The sequence below is a fragment of the Pseudomonas sp. LD120 genome (assembly GCF_009861525.1).
In the GTDB taxonomy this organism is placed as follows: domain Bacteria; phylum Pseudomonadota; class Gammaproteobacteria; order Pseudomonadales; family Pseudomonadaceae; genus Aquipseudomonas.
Genome location: NZ_WVHL01000002.1, coordinates 559,360 through 579,848, shown reverse-complemented (window position 1 = coordinate 579,848; position 20,489 = coordinate 559,360). Strand labels below are relative to the sequence as shown.

14 protein-coding genes are annotated in these 20,489 nt (G+C 62.2%); 4 read left to right on the top strand and 10 right to left on the bottom strand.

Going from position 1 to position 20,489, the window contains the following annotated elements; translation table 11 throughout:
• Window positions 1-22: 22 nt before the first annotated feature.
• Both PLD_RS05570 and PLD_RS05565 read left to right on the top strand, forming a co-directional pair.
• A complete protein-coding gene (locus tag PLD_RS05570) occupies window positions 23-3,130 on the top strand; it encodes an efflux RND transporter permease subunit (RefSeq protein ID WP_159890613.1) in 3,108 nt (1,035 codons plus the stop codon).
• Window positions 3,127-4,620 carry an efflux transporter outer membrane subunit gene (locus tag PLD_RS05565; RefSeq protein ID WP_159890611.1) on the top strand — a complete coding sequence of 498 codons (1,494 nt, stop codon included), beginning with the start codon at window positions 3,127-3,129 and terminating at the stop codon, window positions 4,618-4,620. Before PLD_RS05570 ends, PLD_RS05565 begins: the two co-directional genes overlap by 4 nt.
• A gap of 88 nt (window positions 4,621-4,708) precedes the next feature.
• Here PLD_RS05565 and PLD_RS05560 read toward each other — a convergent pair whose 3' ends face one another.
• From PLD_RS05560 to tssI, 4 genes are read right to left on the bottom strand one after another with little or no spacing between them, the layout of a single operon-like run.
• Window positions 4,709-7,015 carry a lipase family protein gene (locus PLD_RS05560; protein WP_159890609.1) on the bottom strand — a complete coding sequence of 769 codons (2,307 nt, stop codon included), beginning with the start codon at window positions 7,013-7,015 and terminating at the stop codon, window positions 4,709-4,711.
• Complete coding sequence (locus PLD_RS05555) at window positions 7,012-7,806, bottom strand: hypothetical protein (protein WP_159890607.1); 795 nt, start codon at window positions 7,804-7,806, stop codon at window positions 7,012-7,014. Before PLD_RS05555 ends, PLD_RS05560 begins: the two co-directional genes overlap by 4 nt.
• Window positions 7,803-8,651: a DUF4123 domain-containing protein gene (locus tag PLD_RS05550; protein ID WP_159890605.1), complete on the bottom strand. Its 849-nt coding sequence runs from the start codon at window positions 8,649-8,651 to the stop codon at window positions 7,803-7,805. The genes PLD_RS05555 and PLD_RS05550 overlap by 4 nt, the downstream gene beginning before the upstream one ends.
• Window positions 8,648-10,720 carry a type VI secretion system tip protein VgrG gene (gene tssI, locus PLD_RS05545; RefSeq protein ID WP_159890603.1) on the bottom strand — a complete coding sequence of 691 codons (2,073 nt, stop codon included), beginning with the start codon at window positions 10,718-10,720 and terminating at the stop codon, window positions 8,648-8,650. The genes PLD_RS05550 and tssI overlap by 4 nt, the downstream gene beginning before the upstream one ends.
• Before the next feature lie 366 nt (window positions 10,721-11,086).
• Here tssI and PLD_RS05540 point away from each other — a divergent pair, with 366 nt between their 5' ends.
• Window positions 11,087-13,162: a bifunctional diguanylate cyclase/phosphodiesterase gene (locus PLD_RS05540; protein WP_159890601.1), complete on the top strand. Its 2,076-nt coding sequence runs from the start codon at window positions 11,087-11,089 to the stop codon at window positions 13,160-13,162.
• 134 nt (window positions 13,163-13,296) lie between these two features.
• Window positions 13,297-14,043: an SDR family oxidoreductase gene (locus PLD_RS05535; RefSeq protein ID WP_159890858.1), complete on the top strand. Its 747-nt coding sequence runs from the start codon at window positions 13,297-13,299 to the stop codon at window positions 14,041-14,043.
• Window positions 14,044-14,268: 225 nt separating this feature from the next.
• Here the strand turns inward: PLD_RS05535 and PLD_RS05530 are convergent, their stop codons facing one another.
• From PLD_RS05530 to mapR, 6 genes are all read right to left on the bottom strand, one after another.
• The gene (locus PLD_RS05530; RefSeq protein ID WP_159890599.1) at window positions 14,269-14,823 is read right to left on the bottom strand and encodes a hypothetical protein; all 555 of its coding nucleotides are present in this window, start codon (window positions 14,821-14,823) and stop codon (window positions 14,269-14,271) included.
• A 43-nt stretch (window positions 14,824-14,866) separates the two neighbouring features.
• The gene (locus PLD_RS05525; protein WP_159890597.1) at window positions 14,867-15,664 is read right to left on the bottom strand and encodes a PoNe immunity protein domain-containing protein; all 798 of its coding nucleotides are present in this window, start codon (window positions 15,662-15,664) and stop codon (window positions 14,867-14,869) included.
• 14 nt (window positions 15,665-15,678) lie between these two features.
• Window positions 15,679-16,464 (bottom strand): PoNe immunity protein domain-containing protein, encoded by a 786-nt coding sequence (locus PLD_RS05520; RefSeq protein WP_159890595.1) that lies wholly within the window; start codon window positions 16,462-16,464, stop codon window positions 15,679-15,681.
• Between the two features lie 116 nt (window positions 16,465-16,580).
• The gene (locus PLD_RS05515; protein ID WP_159890593.1) at window positions 16,581-17,381 is read right to left on the bottom strand and encodes a PoNe immunity protein domain-containing protein; all 801 of its coding nucleotides are present in this window, start codon (window positions 17,379-17,381) and stop codon (window positions 16,581-16,583) included.
• Between the two features lie 14 nt (window positions 17,382-17,395).
• Window positions 17,396-18,451 carry a hypothetical protein gene (locus PLD_RS05510; RefSeq protein ID WP_159890591.1) on the bottom strand — a complete coding sequence of 352 codons (1,056 nt, stop codon included), beginning with the start codon at window positions 18,449-18,451 and terminating at the stop codon, window positions 17,396-17,398.
• Between the two features lie 627 nt (window positions 18,452-19,078).
• The gene (gene mapR, locus PLD_RS05505; RefSeq protein ID WP_025127500.1) at window positions 19,079-20,488 is read right to left on the bottom strand and encodes a GntR family transcriptional regulator MpaR; all 1,410 of its coding nucleotides are present in this window, start codon (window positions 20,486-20,488) and stop codon (window positions 19,079-19,081) included.
• Window position 20,489 lies beyond the last annotated feature (1 nt).

Genomic DNA, 20,489 nt, shown 5'->3' with positions numbered 1-20,489 from the left:
TTGAAACTGGGAGCGGTCGCCCATGAACCTCTCGGGTCCCTTCATCAAACGCCCGGTGGCAACCATGCTGCTGTCATTGGCGATCATGCTGCTGGGCGGAGTGAGCTTCGGCCTGCTGCCGGTGTCGCCGCTGCCGCAGATGGACTTCCCGGTGATCGTGGTCCAGGCCAGCCTGCCCGGGGCCAGCCCCGAGGTCATGGCGTCTACCGTGGCCACGCCGCTGGAGCGCTCCTTCGGCGCGATCGCCGGGGTCAACACCATGAGCAGCCGCTCCAGTCAGGGTTCGACCCGGGTGATTCTGCAATTTGACCTGGACCGCGACATCAATGGCGCGGCCCGGGAAGTGCAGGCGGCGATCAACGCCTCGCGCAACCTGCTGCCCAGCGGCATGCGCAGCATGCCCACCTACAAGAAGGTCAACCCGTCCCAGGCGCCGATCATGGTCCTGTCGCTGACCTCCGATGTGCTGGAAAAGGGCCAGCTCTACGACCTGGCCTCGACCATCCTGTCCCAGAGCCTGTCCCAGGTGCAGGGCGTGGGCGAAGTGCAGATCGGCGGCAGTTCCCTGCCGGCGGTGCGCATCGAGCTGGAGCCGCAACTGCTCAACCAGTACGGCGTGGCCCTGGACGATGTGCGCAACACCATCGCCAACGCCAACCAGCGTCGGCCCAAGGGCTCGGTGGAAGATGATCAGCGGCGGTGGCAGATCCAGGCCAACGACCAGTTGGAGAAGGCCCGCGACTACGAGCCGCTGATCATTCGCTATCAGAACGGCTCGGCCCTGCGCCTGAAAGACGTGGCCAAGGTCAGCGACGGCGTCGAGGACCGCTACAACAGTGGCTTCTTCAATAACGACTCGGCGGTGCTGCTGGTGATCAACCGCCAGGCCGGGGCCAACATCATCGAGACGGTGAACCAGATCAAGGCCCAGTTGCCGGCGTTGCAGGCGGTGTTGCCGGCCAGCGTCAAGCTCAACCTGGCGATGGACCGTTCGCCGGTGATCAAGGCCACCTTGCACGAGGCCGAGATGACCCTGCTGATCGCCGTGGCCCTGGTGATCCTGGTGGTGTTCGTGTTTCTCGGCAATGTCCGTGCGTCGGTGATCCCGACCCTGGCGGTGCCGGTGTCACTGGTGGGCACCTTTGCCATCATGTACCTGTACGGGTTCTCGCTGAACAACCTGTCGCTGATGGCGCTGATCCTTGCCACCGGACTGGTGGTGGACGACGCCATCGTGGTGCTGGAGAACATCTCCCGGTACATCGACGAAGGCATCGCCCCGATGAAAGCCGCGTACCTGGGGGCCAAGGAGGTGGGCTTCACCCTGCTGTCGATGAACGTGTCGCTGGTGGCGGTGTTTCTCTCGATCCTGTTCATGGGCGGGATCATCGAGAGCCTGTTCCGCGAGTTTTCCATCACCCTGGCGGCGGCCATCGTCGTCTCCCTGGTGGTGTCCCTGACCCTGACCCCGATGCTTTGCGCCCGCTGGCTCAAGCCCCACACGCCGGGCCAGGAAAACCGCCTGCAACGCTGGAGCCGGAGCAGCAACGAGTGGATGGTGGGCAAGTACGCCACCAGCCTGGACTGGGTGCTGCGGCACAAACGCCTGACCCTGTTCAGCCTGCTGGTCACCATCGGCGTCAACGTGGCCCTGTACGTGGTGGTACCCAAGACTTTCATGCCCCAGCAGGACACCGGCCAGTTGATCGGTTTTATCCGTGGCGACGATGGCCTGTCCTTTAGCGTGATGCAGCCGAAGATGGAGATCTTCCGGCGCGCTGTGCTCCAGGACGCCGCGGTGCAGAGCGTGGCCGGTTTTATCGGTGGCAACAGCGGCACCAACAACGCCTTCATGCTGGTGCGCCTGAAGCCGATCAAGGAGCGCAAGATCTCGGCACAGAAGGTCATCGAGCGCCTGCGCAAGGAAATGCCCAAGGTGCCGGGTGGGCAACTGATGCTGATGGCCGATCAGGACCTGCAGTTCGGCGGTGGCCGCGAGCAGACCACCTCGCAATACAGCTACATCCTGCAAAGCGGTGACCTGAGCGAGCTGCGCCAGTGGTACCCGAAAGTGGTGACCGCGCTGCGCGCCTTGCCCGAGCTGACCGCCATCGACGCCCGGGAAGGACGGGGCGCCCAGCAGGTGACCTTGATCGTCGACCGCGACCAGGCCAAACGCCTGGGGGTGGACATGGACATGGTCACTGCGGTGCTCAACAACGCCTACAGCCAGCGGCAGATCTCCACCATCTACGACAGCCTCAACCAGTATCAGGTGGTGATGGAGGTCAATCCGAAATACGCCCGCGACCCGGTCACCCTGAATCAGGTGCAGGTGATCACGGCAGACGGTGCGCGGATTCCGTTGGCGGCCATCGCGCACTACGAAAACAGCCTGGAAGACGACCGGGTCAGCCACGAAGGGCAGTTCGCCTCGGAAAGCATCTCCTTCGACATGGCCGAAGGCGTGACCGTGGAGCAGGGCACCGCCGCCATCGAGCGGGCGATCGCCAAGCTCGGCATGCCCGAGGACGTGATCATCAAGATGGCCGGCACTGCCGACGCCTTCGCCGCCACCCAGAAGAGCCAGCCGTTCATGATTCTCGGAGCGTTGCTGGCGGTGTACCTGGTGCTTGGGGTGCTCTATGAAAGCTACATTCACCCGCTGACCATTCTGTCCACCTTGCCCTCGGCCGGCGTTGGCGCCTTGCTCTCGATCTATGTGCTGGGGGGCGAGTTCAGCCTGATCTCTCTGCTGGGGCTGTTCCTGCTGATCGGCGTGGTGAAAAAGAACGCGATCCTGATGATCGACCTGGCCTTGCAGTTGGAGCGCCAGCAGGGCCTCGATCCGCTGCAATCGATCCGCAGTGCTTGCTTGCAGCGCCTGCGGCCGATCCTCATGACTACTCTGGCAGCGATTCTGGGGGCCTTGCCGTTGTTGCTGGGCAATGCCGAAGGTTCGGAAATGCGCCAGCCCCTGGGCCTGACCATCATCGGCGGTCTGGTCTTCAGCCAGATCCTGACCCTCTACACCACTCCGGTGGTTTACCTCTATCTCGATCGCCTGCGCCATAAGTTCAACCACTGGCGTGGGGTCCGTACCGATGCTGCTTTGGAAACGCCGCTATGACTGACCGTTGCTCCCGTCCCGTTTCTTCGCTGTCCGCTTCGCGCCTGGCCATGGCCCGGGGCTCCCGGACCTTGAGCCTGAGCCTGTGCGTGCTGCTGCTCAGCGCTTGCGCCATCGGTCCTGACTACCAGCGTCCGCAGGTGGCCGAGCCGCCGCAGTACAAGGCAGCCCAGGGCTGGCGCCAAGCCAGCCCCAGCGACGCCATGGCCCGTGGCGCCTGGTGGGAGCTGTATGGCGACGCCCAGCTCAATGGCCTGATCGATCAGCTCAACAACGCCAACCAGACCGTTGCCCAGGCCGAGGCGCAATACCGTCAGGCCCAGGCCTTGGTGCGTAGCGCCCGCGGTGGTTTTTTTCCCAGTGTCGACCTCAGCGCCGGGAAAACCCGCGCCAGCCAGGGCACTGGCAGCAGCAGTTCCGCGCTCAGCAGTTCCAGCAGTGGTATTCGCGATACCTACAACACCCAGTTGGGGGTCAGTTGGGAAGCGGATGTCTGGGGCAAGTTGCGTCGCAGCCTGGAGGCCAATGAAGCCAGCGCCGAGGCGAGCTTTGCCGACTTGTCGGCGATGCGTCTGAGCCAGCAGTCGGAACTGGTGCAGAACTACCTGCAATTGCGCGTGATCGATGAGCAAAAGCGCCTGCTGGAGGCCACGGTGGCGGCCTATCAGCGCTCCTTGACCATGACCCAGAACCAGTATCAGGCCGGGGTGTCCGGCAAGGACGCGGTGGCCCAGGCGCAAACCCAGCTCAAAAGTACCCAGGCCGACCTGATCGACCTGATCTGGCAGCGAGCGCAGTTCGAGAACGCCATCGCGGTGTTGATCGGCGTGCCGCCGGCGCAGTTCAACCTGGTGGAAAATCCTCGTATTCCCGGGTTGCCCCAAGTGCCCCTGGCGCTGCCCTCGCAACTGCTGGAGCGACGCCCGGACATCGCCTCGGCGGAGCGCTCGGTGATGGCCGCCAACGCCAAGATCGGTGTGGCCAAGGCCGCTTATTACCCAGACCTGACTCTGAGTCTGGCCGGTGGCTACAGCAGCAGTACCTACGCTGACTGGATCAGTCTGCCGAACCGTTTCTGGTCGGTGGGCCCCAAGCTGGCCATGACCCTGTTCGACGGCGGCCAGCGCTCGGCGGAGGTGGATCGCACCGAGGCGGTGTATGACCAGACCGTGGCCAAGTACCGGCAGACGGTGCTCGATGGTTTCCGCGAAGTGGAAAACTACATGGTCCAGCTCAAGGTTCTGGAGGACGAGGCGAGGGTCCGTCAGCAAGCCTTGGACTCGGCCCGTGAAGCCCTGCGCCTGACCGAGAACCAATACAAGGCCGGGTTGATCGGCTACCTGGATGTGGTCAATAGCCAGACCACCGCCCTGAGCAACGAACGCAGCGTCCTGAGCCTGCTGCAGAGCCGCTTGATTGCCAGCGTGCAATTGATTGCCGCATTGGGGGGCGGCTGGGACGGCCAGTTGCAGGTCGGCGAGCAGAAATAGGCCCGGGGGAAGCTAGCGATCCCGCTTCCTGCCACCCTTGCAAGACAAGGCCCTGCGACGAGCACTACCTTGCCGATTGCCATGGGCTTTAAATGATCGAGTCAATATCAAAATCATAAGAGGCCCCCGCGACATAGTTCCCCATCAACGCGGCGATGCTTTGGTCAGGGTCGACAATTGGCGGTGGAGTCATCGCCAATTGCTCCTGCGCCGTGTTTTCCGGGTGATCCAGCCAGCGCGGCAGGCCTTCGGCCACCAATTGCGCTTGACCGGCGAAAGCACCGTACACATCGTTTTCATCGACCCTGGTAACGCTCAAATCACGCAGACGTTGACGAGTCATGTCCAGTGCATTGATTTCATTGCGCAGCCGGTCAACAGCGAGCACGCTCTGTTGAGAACGCAGGTAGGCATCCGGACGCCCCCATAGGCTGCGGTCCAAATCACGCAATTGCTGGGTGATACTGGCCAATGCCCCGTCGACCCGATTGAGCTCCCGCTCGGTCACCAAGGGGCGTTTGAACGCCTGTGACTCCTGCCAACGGCGCAGGGTGGCCCAGCAGTGAGGGATATAGCTGACGACCATCTTGTGATCGGCATTATCCAGCAGTTGCCGCAGGAGCGAGCCACGCACTGGCAGGCCGTCGATTGCCTGCAAGACCCTGGCACAGCCCTGATCGAGAATGGTGCTACAACCCGGCGCCCAGAGAATCGCTGATTTGCGCCCGGCGCCAAAATCCACTGGCAGGAAGTGGCGTAACGTGCCGTGATGGGCGTAGGGCTCGCCGGTAAAATTGATCAACCCGGTAATGAACAACGCCAAGCCCACCGGAGCATTGAACACCGTTACCGCCCCACGCGCCGCCAGCACCTTGGGCTTGGAAGTGCTCATCCAGGTGGCGGGGACACTCGGTACCGGATCGTTATGATTGACGAAACGGTGGTGCACCAGGGCTTCGGCGCCGTTGACAAAGTGCGTATCGCCGACCCTTGGGCTGCCATAGGTGTAGAGCAGAATGTCAAAAGTAAACCCATCCCTGCGCCGCAGCATCTCGGAGAGTATCAGCGCCACGGCCCCGCCCAGGCTGTGCCCGGTGATCACAAGCTTTTGCCCGCTGTAGAACTTGTCCAGGTAGTTGGTAACAAAACCCTGAAGCGCTTTGGCCGCACCATAAAAGCCGTTATGCACCTTGCCTTCGCCTTCCTCGAAGGGCACTTGCTCGGCGTCCATATCACGCAATGCATCGGCCTTTTCCGCCGTGCCGCGTACGGCGATCAGAATCAACTCTTCGTGATGGGTGATATAGGCCTGGGTGTCCGTACCGTCCTTATCTTGGCTGTCATCAAAGAAATGGATGTTGGCCGGGTTTTCCTGGGCTTCCCCCAGGCTCGGGTGATTGACCTCGGGGTACAGCTGTGGGTCGAACGGGACAATTTCCAGGCGCCTGGAGTAAGGCACCTCTTCATACAGCGGGTAATAGGCCTTGCCGCCGGCCTGGTCGGCATCGACCTGCCACAACTCGGCAAAGCTCGGCAGCACGGCGCCAAACCAGTTGCCGCTGCTGGGTTGCCCCGGAAAACTCACTCGCGGGCTATCCACCGGGTGAAAGCGCGGCTCTTGACCAAACTCGCTGTAACTCAAGGTCGACAGCAAGGCCAGTTGGTAGAGGTTGAGCGCGCAAAACTGCGCGCTGGTCGACAGCATCGGCCGCAAGGCCCGCAGCGGTCGGACCTCCAGCACATGGTGACGATTGGGCAGCAAGGCAATGCCCTGCACCTTGGGCGACGGCGGGGCAAACCCCAGCTCAGCCATTGCACTGTCGGTCGACCTGTTGCCCTGCGCAGCCCCGCCATCGAGGAAGCCCGTGGCCTGGGGCGGCTGTCGAAACAACGAATACACATGCCGATTGGGGGGGAAGTGCCGCTCGACCATGGCCGGCAAGTGGGCGTCATGCTCCACCAGCTCACGCACTTCGACCTGATAAAAGCTGCCAGCCTTGGCTTGTGCCGGGTTGCTGCGAGTACGTGTTCCATCTTTGTTGAAAAAACGGGTGCTCTCGGCACGGACTTGTAGCTCGGTGATGGGGAGGGGGTAGTGCGGCCTATTTCTTAGATCCTTATATAACTCACCTCCACCTTTATAGGGCTGGCTTAGTTTTAACAGCACCGGGCCACAGTAATGATCCTCTACGCGACCCACGCCGTTGGCATCCAATCTGCCGGTATAGGTGACGTCTTCGTAATCAGTCGCTTCATAGATCAGCCCCGCATAAGGCTGACCGTCACCGAACTCATCCACCAACTGAAAACTGGTCGCCTGGCCGCGCAATGGGCAGGTGTACATACGTCCCTCCATGGAGGGGCCGTCACCGGGCGGTAAAGACTTGAAGCTCATGGGCTCACTTCCTTGTTTTCACTGCAGCCAGGGTAAATGCTGCAAATACGGCCATCGGGCATTCTGAAGGTGCTGAAATCGGTGTAATTGCCATTGCAGTAAGCACGCTGATCTTCATAGCTTTTGCCCATGCAGCGCTTCCAGCCGCCGGGTACCTTGACCCACGTATCTCCCCAACCGGGTCTTTCCTCAGCCGCCAACTTGATCTTCAAACGCACGGTTTTACCCGGCAATTGGTTCAGGGTGTAAGCCGCGAAGGGCTGCCCTCGGGTCACGTTGCCTTGGATGTCGGTACTTTTGCAGGCGAGGATTTTTACAATGCGACGCAAACCACCCACCGTCCGAAACAACCACTGGCACTGACCCAGGATTTCACTTTCACCGGCAGCGTTGAAGGTGCCTTTATCAGCACTGCTCAAGTATTCACGCACCAGAATCTTTCCAAAGTCGCGGGCAAAGTCCCCCCAATCCTTGCCATAAGTCCCGTTGATATAAAACTCAACGTACTGCAACACCAGTGGGCAGCCGCTGACGGTTCTGTGCAGCGCTATTTTGGAGTCGCGGGTGTAGCTTTCCTGCCACTTTCTGTTGATACCGATCCGGGTGTTTTTACCACCCGGCACACTGCATGTTTCGCCTGGAGCCGGAACGTAAGCAGCCGTGGCTTCGTAAGTGAAGTCCGCTGGTAGGTTGGCACTCAAGGTAAAACTGTCTGAGGAGCCCATTGCCGAGCAACCGCTGGCTAAAGCCAGGCAAGCTCCGAGAAACAGGTGTTGGAGGGTCGTTTTCATAAAGGCTGTTCTCCCTGCCAATACAACGCTTCCTGGTAGAGGCGTGCGAAATGCTGCGCCGGAGTTTCACTGGGCTTGGGGCGCCAGGATTCAGGCGGCGCATAATCCGCCGTGTGCAAGCTCTGAGTCAGTAGAAAATAGATCGCTTCGGGCTCGCGCCAATCCCAGGTACGGGTCAACTCAAGCTGAGTACGCAGCCAGACGTCGATGTTCTGCTGCTCGGCCAGCGCCGCCAAAGGCTCCGTGTACTCACGCATGAGATAGCGCCGGATGTTGTCGAACTGCACGGCGCTGTAGATGGCCGGTGGAGTGGCCAAGTTGAGCCACGCAGGCTTGGATGGCAGTGGGTGAATCCCGGGATCGGGGTTATTCCTGACCTGCCATTGCTCGACCTGCCAGTAGCACACGCTGGCGATAGGCCCCAGGTAACCGGGAGAGTGTTCGGGTGGTAAACATGTCAGAGCTCGCCCCAGCACGCGATTGTCATGAAAACGGTAAAGAACTTGATTCGGCGGTTCGCCCGTGACCAGTCGCTCGCGCCAATGCTGGATCAGGGTCTCCAGGTCCGTGCCCGAACCGCTGGCCAGCCAGCCCCAATCAGTTTCAGGCGCCTTGATCAGGGCCATCAGTATGGGATGGTCAATCCGCTGAATGTGAAACAGGTAAGGCCCGGCGCTTGCCAGTGAATGCGCTGGGGTACCGAGATAAACCGCACGGCAGCGGGCGTCGCCCCACTCTGCTATCAGGGCATTGCGCTCTGGCATCTGACCATCGGAGTCCAGCACCAGATAGAGGCAACGGCCCAGCCGGGCCTGATCTTGCAACCATTGTTCGGGCGTATTCATGCCAGCTCTCCTCTGACGCAGAGCCCGTCGCCACAGGCTTCGCACAATGGGCAAAAATCCACGGCTTGTTGCTTGCTCGCGCGCACGATGGACAGCGGGTTATCGATGATTGCCAGCGGTGTTTCTGCCAAGGCCTGCAGCGCTTGCAGCGGTTGAACACCCGCCAACGGCGCGCCCCCGACGACAATCGGCACGCTGCTGAAAATCCCCCCCGAGTTGATGACAATATGCTGCTCACCCGCCTGGAGGGTCAGGCTCATGCCGGCATCGATCACCACGTTAGCGGCGTTGACCCGAGCCTGGCTGCCGGCCTGGATCACCCAAGTTCCCGCCACGGTGGTGCTGGCGTTGCCGCTGAGGGAGAGCCGCTCGTCACCGACAATCACGGTGTTGCGGATGCCTTGGGTGGTGTGGGTTTCATCGCCCTGGATCAGGCTTGAGCTGTTGCCATCGACCTGCTCGGAACGGTCGTTGCCGATCAGGCTGTGGCTGTCCTGGGTGATCTGCTCACGGCGCGAGTGGCCGATGCGGGTATCGCTGTCGTTGAGGATCAGTTGTTCGAGATCACGCTGCGCCCGCAGGAAGATTTTCTCCTGCCCAGTGCGGTCTTCGATCATCAGTTCGTTGTAGCCGCCACTGTGAGGCGTGCTGTGGCTACGCAGCACGGTCTTGCTGTTGTTCGCCGGTAATGGGTAAGGCGCCGGGGTCGCCTTGTTGACCACACAACCGGTGATCAAGGGCTGATCGGGATCGCCTTCTAGGTAGGTCACCACCACTTCCATGCCGATCCGGGGAATGCTCACCGCACCAAAACGGTCCCCGGCCCAGCTGGATGAAACCCGCAACCAGCAGCTGCTTTTTTCGCTGTTGAGCTCCGCTCGGTCCCAGGGCAGTTCGACGCGGACCCTACCGTGAGCATCACAGAAAATATCCTCGCCCACGGGCCCCGTGACCCGCGCGGTCTGGCTGACCAGCACGGGTTTGCGAGCCGGCAAAGGCGGGCGATAAAGCCTGTCCCAGGGAATCGCGCTGAAGTGGTTGCGGTAGCCCTGGGTGAACCCCGCTTCAGAGGTGTCGGGGCTCATCACTTCTTCGAGTACCTGAGGCTGCTTGCCTGTGTGATGAACACTGAGCAACAGCCACAAATCATTGCAGGCTTGGCGCGGGTGCTCGGCCAAGGTGAAGAAGTGGCCGCTGCGCAGGGTCGGCTGATCACTCTCACCCTCGACCAACTGGTAGTCGACGCGATGACTTTCCAGGGCACGCTGGGCGAGTTTTTTACCACGGGCCTCGGTGGGCAAAGGCGCGGGGTAGCGATAGTCCTCAAGCGGCGGGCCCGACTCGACCCGGTAGCGGCTTTCCAGCAGGCGGTTGGGCCGTTCCAGGTCGTAATCGCGGCGTGTGACCTGGTTGGTGCGGGTGCTGAAACGCTGAGAAAAACGCCTGATCACCGGGTGATCGGCGACGTTGCCACTGCCGGGTTGATAGGGCGTGACGCCGAGCTTGGGGAACCAGGTTTGATCCTCGCTGAACACCAGCAGGTGATCTTCAACCGAGTGCTGGTGATGCCAGGCGATGCCTTCCTCGGCGCACAGGCGCTGGATGAACTCAAAATCGCTTTCAGCGTATTGGGTGCAGTACTCGCGCTGCGGGGCATTGCCGACATGAAAGGTGAACACATCCGGCAAAATGCCGTGTTCCTGGAGCACTTGAGCCACGATCTGCGGCACCGTCAGGTGCTGGAAAATCCGCTGGTTGTGACGAAACTGCAGGTAATGCAGCGCTGGCACCAGGGTCAGGTGGTAATGGGTCAGGCGCTTGCCGGATTCCCCCACCTTGACCTCTTCGATGCGGCCATGCAGGCCCTCGCCCTCAAGGCCGAAGCGCAGAAACGCGGGCTGACAGAGCAGGCTTTGCAAATCGAAATCGGGGTGTTCGCTGAGCAATTCGACGTGGATTGCATACAAAGCGCTGATCGCCTCGACGCCCGCAAAGGCCAGCACTTTGAAATCATTGCGGACGGAGGGAATCAACAGTTCGAACTGCGCGGAGTCGGCCGGCGCGAACATAAGCTTGTCCTTAAGCTGGAAGGGGCAAAAAAATGTTTGGGAGAACACCACCCGCAGATGCTAGAGAGAGGGGAGGCCGCTGACTATGGGATGATTCTTGAGGTCCAGGCGAAAGTGCTCTGGTTCCTGTAGTAAAAAGCGAAGCTGGAGCTAGGGTCTGTTCCAGACTCTGAGCAGAGGTACTGCTCAAAGCGTGCAAAGCCTTTGCCCACAAGGCCTGTAGGGGCATCAAAGACCCGGGCTAGATGTTCTGTCTGACTAATGGTTTTTTGCTTACTTTGTAGATGCGTTCTGCTGCGCAATCAGTACAATCTGCGACTTTTCCGCCGAGCCTCACTGTTGGCGCCAACGACCAAGAGATGCCCCATGCTCATCGGTAGTTATTCCCCTGCACTGGTCGTCATCTCCCTGTTTGTGGCGATCCTCTCGTCCTATACCGCTCTCGATCTGACGGGCCGCATTGCCACCACCCAAGGCCGTGCAGCCTACCTGTGGATGTCTGGCGGGGCCCTGGCCATGGGCATTGGCGTGTGGTCCATGCACTTTATCGGCATGTTGGCGTTCGAGTTGCCGATTGCCCTGGGCTATGACATCACGCTCACTGCCTTGTCGTTGCTGATCTCGATCCTCTCCTGCGGTTTTGCCCTGTGGCTGGTGAGCCAGCCGCGCCTGCCCTTGTGGCAATTGATGTTTGGTGCGCTGATCATGGGCTCGGGCATCAGTGGCATGCATTACACCGGCATGGCGGCCATGCGCATGCAGCCGGGCATCGACTACGACCCGAGCCTGTTCGGCGCTTCGCTGCTGATTGCCTTGGGGGCCTCGGCGGCGGCGTTGTGGATCGCCTTTCGCCTGCGCCAGAACACCCCTCATGTGCGGCTGGCCCGCAGCGGCGCGGCGGTGGTCATGGGCTTTGCCATTGTCGGCATGCACTACACCGGGATGGCTGCGGCGCGCTTTGCCGATGGCAGTTTTTGTGGCGCCCTGGGCAGCGGTCTGAGCGGCAAGGGCCTGGACAACCTGGTGCTGATCACCACCCTGGCGGTGTTGATCATCGCCTTGCTCACCTCGGTGCTGGATGCCCGTCTGGAGACCCGTACCGCAGTGCTGGCGCAGTCGCTGACCGAGGCCAACAAGGAACTGACCCAGCTGGCCCTGCACGACACCCTGACCGGGTTGCCCAACCGCATTCTGTTGGCGGACCGCATTGATCAGGCCATGCATCGGGTCACCGCGTATGGCGGCTGTTTTGCGCTGATGTTCATCGACCTGGACGGTTTCAAGCCGGTCAACGATGCCTTCGGTCACCACATGGGTGATCAACTGCTGCGTGAAGTGGCCCTGCGCCTGCGTGAAGGCCTGCGCAGTGAAGACACCCTGGCGCGCATCGGCGGCGATGAATTCGTCCTGCTGGTGCAACTGGGCGGACCGGACGATGCCCTGCGTCTGGCGGCGCGGCAGGTCAGCCTGTTGTCGCGCTCGTTCCGGGTGGCCGAGCATGAGTTGCAGATCTCCGCCAGTCTCGGCATCGCGCTGTACCCCGGCAATGGCCTGAGCGCCCAGGAGTTGCTGATGAATGCCGACGCGGCGATGTACCATGCCAAAGGCAGCGGCAAAAACGGCTACAGCTTTTTCGAAGGCTCGATGAACAGCAACGCCCGGCGTCAACTGCAACTGCTTCAGGACTTGCGCAATGCCCTGGAGCATCGTCAGTTCCGCCTCCACTACCAGGCCAAGTTCGATGCCGCCAATGGCCGTCCGATAGGGGCCGAGGCGCTGCTGCGCTGGGAGCATCCGCAGCAGGGCTTGTTGTTACCGGACAAGTTCATCGAACTGGCGGAAAAGTCCGGGTTGATCATTGCCATCGGTGATTGGGTATTGAACGAGGCCTGCCGGCAGATGCGCGAATGGTTCCTTGTGGGCTACACCGATTGGCGCATCGCGGTGAACCTCTCGGCCTTGCAGTTTTGTCATGCCGGTCTGGTCGACAGCGTGTCCCGTGCGTTGGCTCGTCACCAGTTGCCGGCCAACAACCTGACCCTGGAAATCACCGAAACCACCGCCATGAGCGATGCTGATGTCAGCATGATCGTGCTGCAGCAATTGGCGGGCATGGGGGTGGACCTGTCCATTGACGATTTCGGTACCGGTTATTCGAGCCTGATGTACCTCAAGCGCCTGCCAGCCAATGAGCTGAAGATCGACCGGGGGTTTGTTCGCGACCTCGAACACGACAGCGACGACGCGGCGATTGTTTCGGCGATCGTCGCCCTGGGTCAGGCCCTGGGCTTGCGCATCGTCGCCGAGGGTGTGGAAACCGGCAAGCAGCAGAGTTTTCTCACGCAACTGGGCTGCGACTCGTTGCAGGGCTACTACCTGGGGCACCCGTTGCCGCCTGAACGCTTCATGCAAGGCATCCATCGGTCGGAGCACAATGACTGATGGTGCCCGCCGCCGGTAGTCGAGGTTTGAGGGGGGCTACCTTGGTATAAGGGCGATCTGCATGGCGGCGGTTTTCATCCCCGGCGGTGCAGTGTTTAATGGCTCGCGTTGAAATGATCAGTGAGGTCGGCAGCATGGACAAAGTCATCGTTATCACCGGTGGCGGGCGAGGGATCGGCGCCGCGACGGCGTTGCTGGCCGCGCAGCAGGGATTTAAGGTGTGCATCAATTACGAGGCTGACGAACAGGCCGCCCAGCAAGTCCTGGAACAGGTTCGGGCGCAGGGCGTTAAGGCGATGGCGGTGCGTGCCGACGTGAGTATCGAGGATGAGGTCATCGGCCTGTTTCACCGGGTCGACGCGGAACTGGGGCGGGTCACGGCCCTGGTCAACAACGCCGGGACCGTGGGGCACAAGTCACGTCTGGACGAAATGTCCGAGTTCCGTATCCAGAAAGTCATGAAGACCAATGTCCTGGGGCCGATTCTCTGCGCCAAGCATGCGGTGCTGCGCATGTCGCCGCGCCATGGCGGCCAGGGCGGCAGCATCGTCAATGTGTCATCGGTAGCGGCGCGCCTCGGGTCTCCTGGCGAGTACATCGATTACGCCGCTTCCAAAGGTGCCCTGGACACCTTCACCATCGGCCTGTCCAAGGAAGTGGCGGGCGAGGGCATTCGGGTCAATGCCGTGCGTCCGGGCTACATCTACACCGATTTTCATGCCCTGAGCGGCGATGCCGACCGGGTCAGCAAACTGGAATCGGCGATTCCCATGGGGCGTGGCGGACGTCCCGACGAAGTCGCCGAAGCCATTCTCTGGCTGCTGTCGGACAAGGCTTCCTACGCCACCGGCACCTTCGTCGACCTGGGCGGCGGCCGCTGAGCCCCCGCAAGTCTGCGGCCTATCCCGTAGGGGCCGGCGTGCCGGCGAAGGGGCCCTCAAGCCTTGCGCCGACCTCGCAGACGCCTTCGCTAGCAAGCCAGCGCCTACAGCCCCCTCCGAGTTTGTGATCTGCCGTGTAGGAGCCGGCTTGCCGGCGAAGCGGCCCTTGAGTCTTGCGCCGCGCTTGCGGACGCCTTCGCCGGCAAGCCAGCGCCTACGGTTTCCTCAGCGGGCGCGGCGCCGGCCGGGGCCGATCAGCAGGGCCAGCAGCAGCCCCAGCACGCTGATGCCAAAGCTCATCAACTGTGGCATCAGGTAGCCCTGGGTTTCCCCCGGGCGGGTGCAGCTGTAGCCATAGCCGTAGCCTTGTTCATGGGCCCAGACGCCGGGTGTGGCGCTCACGTCCACAGGCGCCGAAGGTGCGGGTTGCTCATTGGAGAACCCCAGGTTCGAATGGCTCGCGCTTCGCCTTTCCAGCTGTTCGATGGCCTGCAGCTGAGCGTCGTTGCAGCGGTTCTGGGCCCAATTGCCGACCACCACCAGGACGGACAGCACAAGCAGCAGCGGCACCGGGTAGTAACGCCGGGTCCGCAGCAGGGGTGCCACCACCAGCCCGGCCAGGAAACCCGCCAGCAGCAGATTGACCCAGAACCACGGGCCGCTTTCCCAGCTCGGTGGTATCAGCTGCACCAGCAGCGGGGGCAGCACAACGCGGGCGAACAGCAGGCACAGGGCGGCCGCGAGCAGGGTGATCAGCAGGGTCTTGATCCAGGATTTCATGGGCAATGCATAACCTTTAAGGAGGGGCGGTAACCGGGGTCTATCAGTGCTGCGCCAGCGGTTGGGGAATCGGCGGCGGGGTAAAGCGCCGGGCGTAGTCGAGCATCTCCCGGGGGAAGACCATGTGTTTCACCGCGCTGTCGTCCAGGCCGTACAGGTAGGCCACTGCCGCGGCTTCAAAGGCCCAATAGCCGAAGTAGGAACCCTCGTCGCCGTCCAGGTGGCTGTCGTGCCATGGGGCCTGTTCGAACGCCTCGTACCACTGGTCGCAGTACTCCACTAGCAGCTCCCGGGCCTCGTCCGCTTGATCGGCGTAGATGGCCCTGATCAGCGGCGTATAGACCGGGTGGTACCACTCATCGATGTCTGCGCGGCCCGGCAGGCAGGGCTTGAGCAGGTCCTCGATCAGGGTGTCCTCGGCGTGGAAGCCGGCGCGGTCCTGCAGCGCCACCATGCGCGGCAGCAGGTCGCGGCGTTGCAGCAGGATGCACAGGCTGATGACCTGCACGTATTCCTCGTACTGGTCGAGGTAGTCCTCGATGTTCAGCGGCGCGATATCGGGCACCTCGTTGCACAGGGCCAAGGTGCGCTGATGCTCCTCGTAGCTGGCGATCAGTGCGTCCAGCTCCTGGGCCAGCTCCGGCATGGCCTTGCCGCCGGTGTAGCCCAGGATCAGATGGTCCAGGCGTGCTCGCTTGACCTCCCAGGCCTTGAGCGAGGCTTCCTGCCCGGGGTAGTCCTCTTCCATAGAATGTGTCTGCCAATGGGCTTCGGTGCCCGCCAGGAACTCCAGGAGGATGTGGTACTGCTTCGGGTCGAGAAACACTTGCCTGCGTTGCATGTCAGTACCTGGTCTCAGTGGATGGGCATCGGCGGCGGGGTAAAGCGCCGGGCGTATTCGAGCATCTCCCGGGGGAAGATCATGTGCTTGACCGCGCTGTCGTCCAGGCCATACAGGTAGGCCACGGCAGCCGCTTCAAAGGCCCAGTAGCCGAAATAGGAACCCTCGTCGCCGTCCAGGTGGCTGTCGTGCCATGGGGCCTGTTCGAACGCCTCGTACCACTGGTTGCAGTACTCCACTAGCAGCTCCCGAGGTTCATCCGGATCTTCGGTGTAGATGGCCCGGATCAGGGGCGTGGAGACGTCGTGGAACCACTGATCAACGTCTTCACGATCCGGCAGGTAGGCCTTGAGCAGGTCCTCGATCAGGGTGTCCTGGCCGCCAAAGCCGGCACGGTCCTGCAGCAGCACCAGACGCGGTAGCAGGTCGCTGCGTTGCAGCAGGATGCACAGGCTGATGACCTGGACATATTCCTCGTACTCGTCGGGGTAGTCTTGGATGTTCAGCGGCGCGATATCCGGCCGTTCTTCATAAACCCCCATCTTGCGCTGGTAGTCCTCGTAGCCTTCGATCACCCCATCCAGCTCCCGGGCCAGTTGCTCCATGGGGGCACCGCCGGTGTAGCCCAGGATCAGGTGGTGCAGGCGCGCGCGGCACACATTGGAGGCCTTGAGGGAGGCTTCCTGCTCGGGGCTGTCGGCCATCATCGAATGGGTCTGCCAATGGGCCTCTTCGCCGGCCAGGCTTTCGAGGAAGTCGTGGTACTGCTTGTGGCTGAGAAACACTTGTCTGCGGTTCATGTCGGTGCCTTGGCTCGGTAGACGCGAATCAGGGATAAGGGCGCCCGCGAGTGGGCTGGCCCGCAGGGCTGGATCGAGGATGGAATGGGGCACTCATCGCCGGCAGGAGGCGTGTTTCAGTCCTGCGCCGCCTGCTGGGGAATCGGCGGCGGGGTAAAGCGCCGGGCGTAGTCGAGCAGGTCCCGGGGGAAGACCATGTGCTTGACCGCACTGTCGTCCAGGCCATACAGGTAGGCCACTGCCGCGGCCTCGAAGGCCCAGTAGCCGAAGTAGTAACCACCCTCGTCCATGTCCAGGTGGCTGTCGTACCACGAGGCGTGCTCGAAGGACTGGTACCACTGGTTGCAGTACTCCACCAGCAGGTCCCGAGGTTCGTCCGGGTCTTCGCTGTAGATCGCCCAGATCAGGGGCGAGTAGAGGGTGTGGTACCACTCATCGAGGTCGGCGCGATCCGGCAGGTAGGGCTTGAGCAGATCCTCGATCAGGGTGTCCTCGGCATGGTAGCCGGCACGGTCCTGCAACAGCGCCACCCGGGGCAGCAGGTCGCTGCGTTGCAGCAGGATGCACAGGCTGATGACCTGTACATATTCTTCGTAATCGTGGGGGTAGTCGTCGATGTTCAGCGGCGCGATATTCGGCAGTTCTTCACAAAGCCCCAGCTTGCGCTGGTAGTCCTCGTAGCCCTCGATCACCCCGTCCAGCTCCTGGGCCAACGCCTCCATGGACGCACCGCCGGTGTAGTTCAGGATCAGATGATGCAGGCGCGCGTCCTTGACTTCCGCGGCCTTGAGGGCGGCTTCTTGCTCGGGGCTGTCGGCCGTCATCGAGTGCATCTGCCAGCGGGCTTCGGTACCCGCCAGGCTTTCCAGGTAGCGGTGGTAATGGGCATGGCTGAGAAACACTTGTCTGCGGTTCATCTTGGCGCCTTCTCTCAGTAGACGGGAATCAGGGTGAAGGGCGCCTTGCGCTGCGAGGTTTCCAGCAGCAGGGTCGCCAGGTCCACTTCGGCGGGATCCAGGTCGAGCTGCTCCAGTTCCTCTTCCAGCTGCTGCGCATTGGCGGGCAGGGCCGAGATCGGCTGGCGCAGGTAGGGGCGCGGGTCTTCGCCGTAATAGACCTTGGCCGGACCGGGAGGAATGCCCTCCAGGCGGGCGAAGCCTTCTTCGTCAAGGTTGCCTTCGGCTTGCGAGCCGTCGCTGAAGATCACTCGGTAGGCGGCGCCGGACACCGGTTCCAGGTTGGGGTAGTGCAGGTTCAGCTCCAGCCAGTGGTCTTCGCCGGTGAGCTGTTCCATACCCTGGTTGACGTCCCGGGTGATGCGCGCGGCATCGCGGGTTTCAGGCTGCGCAGCGCGGTTGATGGGTGGCGTGCCGGCTTCCAGGGAGGACTGTGGCTTGGGCTGCAGGGCCGGGCCGCGGCTGTGGGCGGCGGCCGAGTTGTTGCGCTGTTCGGCGATCCACGGGGCGATGCGCTCTTGCACCGTCACCATGAGGAACTCGGTGTGTTCGCAGGCTTCGTTGAGGTTGTGCAACACCAGGCGCCGTTGTTGGTGCGCGAGGCTGTTGAAGGTAGAGGAGGCGCGCACGGCGCTGATGATCTCGGGCAACTCCTCGGCCAGGCGCTGTGGGTCCAGGCACTTTTCCAGCAGCTGTTCGGGGCTGGTTTTCAGGCGGCAGGCCCGCAGGGTGTGGCGGATCAGGTCGAAGAGCTTCTCGGCGTGGCGCTGGGGCGCGCGGTTGATCAGGCGCAGGAGGATCTTCAGGCCGTGGCCGGGGCCGGGAATCCAGCCGATCAGGGCCAGGGCCAGGTCGAAGAAGGCGTCTTCCTCGTCCTTGGGGTTGTTGATGGCGTCCAGTTCGAAGATCGCCTGGATGCAGTCGTAGGCGTTGAGCTCCTGGGTCAGCAGGGGGAGGCGGCCGCGTTCGATGGCCTTGATCAGTTCAGCCTTGGCCTCTGGGTAGTCGTCGTAATACAGGTCTTCGACCATGACGTGTTCCTTTCCCTGGAAAATTGGAGCGCGGATGCTGAATGAATTGAGGGGGTGGGGCAAGGTGCTTTGGCGGTTTTTTTATGTTGGCAGGTGTTCATTGTTGTGGTTATGGGGGCGTTTGGTTTTGTGTGGGGAGTGAGGGCGGGATATCCGTTGCTGCGGGTGGGGCGGCTGACAGTCTCCGCCCTTAAGGCGAGTCACTTTGGGGCCCCAAAGTAACCAAAGGGCTTTGCCCCTCCACTCGGTGCCTCGCATAGCGAGGCATGCCCGAACTCCGGCCTTGATCCGTGGGCCGCCACCGGCCATCCCTGGCCGGGTTACCCACGGCTCAATGCCTGCGTTCGGCCATTGTGGTTAACGGGGCAGGCAGATCAAAAGCCAAAGCAAGACGGCGGCCTACCGGCCGGCCTGGTTGCATTTGTCCTTTACAGGGCGACGTTGCTCTTGGCAGGGCCGAAGGTCCTGCGGACCTTTTCGCAGCTTCGCAGGCTCAGCAGCGGCTACAGAACGCACATACTCTGTAGCCGCTGCCGCAGGCTGCGAACGGCTTGGGCGGCATTCCGACGCAGGAGACGCTAAACACCTGATACACCCCAGCGCCCGACTCCCCCGCGCCTGCTCCACTCAAAAAGAGCGGATGATCCGCCCTAGGGTTTCCATGGCCTGTTCCGCCGCTTCGTTCCACGGGCTGCCGTAGTTCAGGCGGATGCAGTTGCGAAAGCGCTGGGTCGGGGAAAAGATCGGCCCGGGGGCAATGCTGATGCCTTGGGCCAAGGCCATCTGGAACAGTTTCAGCGAGTCCATCTGCGGCGGCAGTTCCAGCCATAGGAAGTAGCCGCCGGCCGGCTGGCTGACCCGGGTCTGGGCCGGGAAGTAGCGGGCGATCGCCGCCAGCATGGCGCTCTGCTGTTCTTCCAGGGCGTAGCGCAGTTTGCGCAGGTGACGATCGTAGCCGCCGTGCTGCAAGTAGTCGGCAATCGCCGCCTGGGCCGGCATCGAGGCGCACAGCGAGGTCATCAGTTTCAGCCGTTCGATTTTCTGCGCATAACGCCCAGCCGCGACCCAGCCGACGCGGTAGCCGGGGGCCAGGCTCTTGGCGAACGAGCCGCAGTGCATCACCAGGCCTTCGGTGTCGAAGGCCTTGGCCGGTTTCGGCGCTTGCTGGCCGTAGTACAGCTCGGCGTAGACGTCGTCTTCGATCAGTGGCACTTGATGCTGGCGCAGCAGTTCCACCAGTTCCTGCTTCTTGGCCTCGGGCATGCTCGCGCCCATGGGGTTCTGGAAGCTGGTCATGCACCAGCAGGCCTTGATCGGGTGCCGTTCCAGGGTTTGCGCCAGCACGCCGAGGTCGATGCCGTCGCGCGGATGCACGGGAATTTCCACCGCCTTGAGCTTGAGCCGTTCCAGCACTTGCAGGCTGGCATAGAAGGCCGGGGCCTCGATGGCCACCAGGTCGCCGGGCTCGGTCACGGCCTGCAGGCACAGGTTCAGCGCCTCCAGGGCGCCGTTGGTGATCAGCAGCTCCTCCATGGGCAGCATCAGCCCGGCGACCATGTAGCGCAGGGCGATCTGGCGGCGCAGTTGCGGGTTGCCCGGGGACATGTCGGTGACCACCACCCGCGGGTCCATCTCGCGGCTGGCGCTGGCCAGGGAACGGGACAGGCGTTGCAGGGGGAACAGGGTCGGGCTGGGGAAGGCTGAGCCGAAGGGCACGGTGCTCGGGTCCTTGATCGAGTCGAGCACCGAGAACACCAGTTCGCTGACATCGACTTCGGTGGATTCGTTGACTTCGCTACTGATCACCGGCTCGGAGAATGGGCTCGGTGCGTGAGCATTGACGAAGTAACCGGAGCGCGGGCGGGCACGGATCAGACCGCGACGCTCCAGCAGGTAATAGGCTTGAAACACCGTTGACGGGCTGACCCCGTAGGTCTGGCTGGCGTAGCGCACCGACGGCACGCGCTGGCCAGGGCCGAGGACTCCGGAACGGATCAGTTCGGCGATGTCGTCGGCGAATTTTTCGTAGCGTTTCATC